The sequence below is a fragment of the Marinospirillum sp. genome, from assembly GCF_014859565.1.
On record NZ_JACUUA010000294.1, the window covers coordinates 1 to 3,478 of the forward strand.

The following is a 3,478-nucleotide window of genomic DNA, read 5'->3' on the forward strand; positions in this document are numbered from 1 at the left end:
GAGGTGGGTCAAAATTAATGGCCAGAAGGGGGTCAGTTTAGTTGGCCATTAACAGTGATCCTTGTCCGTCCTGCCCAGCAGCTTGCCAGCATACAGGCGGCTTGCCGGTCGCTTACCAGCCCCAGTAGCTCAAGCGCCAGCTTAGAAGTGCTATCCATAAAACGAGCGTTCTTCAATGCCGCTTCCAGCTCGGTGAAGTCGCTACGGCCTTTGCTGCCTGCTTCTGTGGCGCTGGCAATGGCAGACCGTGGCTTGTATCCGGCTGCGTGGTAACCCAGCAGGGCATCAGCAGCAATATGAATCAGGCGGTCTGATAATTCTTGCAGGGCAATAGTGTGCGCGGGGTGGTCTGGGTCACTCGCTGCTTTTGCCAGTGATTGCAGACTGGCATTCGCTGCCCAGCGTTTGACCGCCTTTTTCATAGATGCAGTGTGTTCAGGCATCAGCAACCCCCTATATGTTGATTTTTACAGTATAAGGCTGGCGCGTGTCTTCTCCAATCAATACAGGGTTAGCTCGTGCTTGTGAGGTGCTGTCCTGCGGTCTTTCCCTCAGAATGAGTAAAAGAAAGTCAGTCTCGTGCGAGTGGTCAAATCACCCTGATTTGGGGTTGTTCGGTTCTGTACGGGGAGCCGCAGGTGGCGGTAGCTGAGCGGGAGTTTTTAACACTACACCTACTGATGATTCATGCCAATCGAGTGTTTAAGCATTGCAGACTTTACAAAGTAAAACAAGGGTTTAGTGATGCCAGCAAGCTGAAGCATCTGGAAGCCTTAATGCAGGAAATCTACTTCAAACGCACTGGCTGCAGCTCAAGAGCTTTGTTTAGTTGGTGTTACACCCGGCAGACGGTGATGATTCGCTCTTACCGGGGTTGTTCATTTTTGTTGTTGTCTTGCTGCTCGGCCTTGATAGCCTCCTTGGCCATGTCCATACCAAAATCAACAGCCTTGTTGACGATGAACCCGCCAACAGATATCAGTATGACAATGACAATACCGGCAGCATAGATGCGACGATCCATGCCGGTGACCTTGTCTTCAACCTTTTCAAAGCGCTTATCCAGCTTATCCAGCGTTTTTTCAATATTGGCAGCAGACTGCTCCAGCCTACCAACAGACGCACTCAAGCTGTTGATAGCGTTCAGCGTCCAGCCGTTATCATGCGGCGGAATGGGTGGCGGCGTGGCCTGCTGTTGTGGCGGTACGTTGATTTTGTTCTGATTCATTGTCAGCCCTCCCAGTGCACCTGTACCCATTCCCATATATCAGTCGATGCGCGACCAAAATAAGAGCTAATGGCTGCAACAATAGCAGATCCTGTCTTGCCCTCACTGATACCCAGCAAGTCGCTCAGTTCTTTACTGGTGCCTTTGAAGCTGACCAGAAACTCACCATGCGGCAGCGGGTAGTAGGGAATGTTCAGCTTATGGGCTTCCAGGGCTTTGCTGATTCCGTCGCCCGGCAAAGTGGGAACAATCAGAAAAATAGCCATCTCAACTCCGCTTCTTTGTGAATGCACCTGTGCAATGAGTATGGTGGTTAAGCATTGCTTGTGCAATAGGGCGGCGTATTCTAAAGGCTTTAGTTAACCAGCGCCAGAATCACCCCCCCAAGAAAGCAGGATAAACACGCCGGTTGAAATTAGCGGCAAGCTGATACCGGCGCAGAGCATCAGAAATTGGGTGTGCTCAAGTTTGAGCATATCCCTGCCGGTGCTGGGGTGTTCCCAAGTTTGGAGAGCTGTGCCAGTCTGTCCGTGCTGGTGTTTTTGCTGGTGGCTCTGATGGTTGCTGTGTTGGTTGCTCTGGTGCCGGTGCCGATTTTATGCGGGTGCTATTTCGGCACCTTCGGCACCGATGAATGTAGGCATGGCAAGGGTTGCGGCTTGGTGCTGCTGACGGCCTATAAAACCCGAAATTTAGCCGGAATCCGCGACTCCACGTCCCCGTGGTCGGTCGTTTTATCGCTGGGAAGAACCTAGATTTTTTTCTGGGGCTTGTGGTGGCCGGTGCCTTGGTGGATCAGCTGCCGATGTGAATATGGTGCTGGTGGTGAACGTGGTGCTGGTGGTGAGCGTGTGCTGGTGGATCAGGTGTCGAGGTGAACGTGGTGCCGCTGCGGGTATGGCCGGGCAAGGTGCCCAGCCATAGTGGTGTGCGTCATCCTCGCCTAACCGTGCCATTGCTATTTGATACAGCGACTTTATAAGCCTTAATTATCCGTGCTGCTGCGTCACTAACCTCTTGGATTTCTTCAGGCGCGGGTAGCTGCTCATTTTTCATTACTGCGCGGCCACCTATCACTGCCCGATAGTTTTTGAGAATTCGTTCCGCTTTGGTTTCGGTCATTGAAATCGCCCCTTATAAACACAGTTCGGCAGTCAGCTCTGCTTTCTTTTGGGTCAGCCGCTCATTAAATACCTGCAGTGTCTCCCGGATGACATCATGTGAGTTTTCGTTTGATTTCAGTATTTCTTTTAAGGCTTCTGCAAAATTCTTTTCTCCCAGTCTTTTGCCGTAATACCGCTCGGTGCCCCCATGAGTATTCAGCAGCTCTTGTACTGCGTCAGCTTCTGCGGCCATGGCGGCCACTGATCCAGATAACAGTTCTACCAGTTTAGCCTGGGATTTGCTTCTGTATTCCAGTAACAATTCCGCCATCAGCTGCTGCTGATACTGTTTTGCTGTCATCTTCTCAGCGGAAAGCAGTGCCAGTCGCTTATGTAGTGAATCAATACGTATCCATTTTTCTTTTTGCTGCTGTTGATGCTTGCTGGCTGTATCGCTGGCCTTTTTGCGCAAGGTATCAATTTGCTTTTTCAGTGTCTGCTGCTCTCTGGTGTCTTCCTCCAGCTCATAGTCAGCCAGCAATTCAGAGAGCGCTGCTTCGTAGTTAGCTAGGTCTTCGTTATCTTCATTGTTGTGCGGCTCGCTGGTAATCCGCTCAATCGCAGTTTCTACTCGCACCACCTCATTTTCCAGTTCTTTTAGAGCCTGGTTTAAGGCTGAAATATTTGCCATGGTTACTTTTGGCGGTTCTTCCTGTGCAAGGCAGCTGGATTTGCTGGCGTTATGCTCTTGCTCAAGCTCTGCCAGTCGCTGAATCAGCTCTTGCAGATAACTATCAGCTTCCTTGAGCTGCTCTGCCTTAAGAAATGGCGCTGGTGTGTATCCGGCGCTACGGTTTAACGGTAATGCGTTTGCTTGCTCGCCTGCTTCCTGTGCGGCACGTTCTGCTGTAATTAGTCCGGCGCGTACATCGTCCATCATCTTAATGTTGGCGCACGGAATACGGTTAAGCTCGGCCTCAAGAAACCTGACTTGATCTTCAGCAGACTTTACTTCTTCTTTCAGCTCCTGGATTTTGCTGTTTGCTGTGTCACTGCTGTTTTCTTTCTGCAGTCTGTTTTCCAGGTGACTAACCCGGATTTCTCATGGGGTATAAAAGAAAACGGCAGGAAGTGTTATAATTTCAAG

Annotated in this window: 6 protein-coding genes; 1 reads left to right on the forward strand and 5 read right to left on the reverse strand. The window is 50.6% G+C overall.

The window, feature by feature from the left end:
* Positions 1 to 32 precede the first annotated feature (32 nt).
* The 3 genes from IBX50_RS18545 to IBX50_RS18555 form a co-directional block, all read right to left on the reverse strand.
* Positions 33 to 443, reverse strand: a complete 411-nt coding sequence (locus IBX50_RS18545) for a hypothetical protein (protein ID WP_292257885.1) — start codon at positions 441 to 443, stop codon at positions 33 to 35.
* Positions 444 to 865: 422 nt separating this feature from the next.
* Positions 866 to 1,228 (reverse strand): hypothetical protein, encoded by a 363-nt coding sequence (locus tag IBX50_RS18550; protein ID WP_292257886.1) that lies wholly within the window; start codon positions 1,226 to 1,228, stop codon positions 866 to 868.
* Between the two features lie 2 nt (positions 1,229 to 1,230).
* Positions 1,231 to 1,494 carry a hypothetical protein gene (locus IBX50_RS18555; protein ID WP_292257887.1) on the reverse strand — a complete coding sequence of 88 codons (264 nt, stop codon included), beginning with the start codon at positions 1,492 to 1,494 and terminating at the stop codon, positions 1,231 to 1,233.
* Between the two features lie 192 nt (positions 1,495 to 1,686).
* Between IBX50_RS18555 and IBX50_RS18560 the strand changes: the two genes are divergently transcribed.
* Positions 1,687 to 1,983, forward strand: a complete 297-nt coding sequence (locus tag IBX50_RS18560) for a hypothetical protein (RefSeq protein WP_292257888.1) — start codon at positions 1,687 to 1,689, stop codon at positions 1,981 to 1,983.
* A 178-nt stretch (positions 1,984 to 2,161) separates the two neighbouring features.
* Here IBX50_RS18560 and IBX50_RS18565 read toward each other — a convergent pair whose 3' ends face one another.
* Complete coding sequence (locus IBX50_RS18565) at positions 2,162 to 2,350, reverse strand: hypothetical protein (RefSeq protein WP_292257889.1); 189 nt, start codon at positions 2,348 to 2,350, stop codon at positions 2,162 to 2,164.
* 12 nt (positions 2,351 to 2,362) lie between these two features.
* On the reverse strand, positions 2,363 to 3,271 hold the full coding sequence (locus IBX50_RS18570) for a hypothetical protein (protein WP_292257890.1): 909 nt from the start codon (positions 3,269 to 3,271) through the stop codon (positions 2,363 to 2,365).
* Positions 3,272 to 3,478: the final 207 nt, after the last annotated feature.

Coding starts and splice junctions, on each gene's coding strand:
- IBX50_RS18570 (WP_292257890.1), bottom strand. CDS start 3,271: ATGATGGACGATGTACGCGCCGGACTAATTACAGCAGAACGTGCCGCA.
- IBX50_RS18550 (WP_292257886.1), bottom strand. CDS start 1,228: ATGAATCAGAACAAAATCAACGTACCGCCACAACAGCAGGCCACGCCG.
- IBX50_RS18565 (WP_292257889.1), bottom strand. CDS start 2,350: ATGACCGAAACCAAAGCGGAACGAATTCTCAAAAACTATCGGGCAGTG.
- IBX50_RS18545 (WP_292257885.1), bottom strand. CDS start 443: ATGCCTGAACACACTGCATCTATGAAAAAGGCGGTCAAACGCTGGGCA.
- IBX50_RS18555 (WP_292257887.1), bottom strand. CDS start 1,494: ATGGCTATTTTTCTGATTGTTCCCACTTTGCCGGGCGACGGAATCAGC.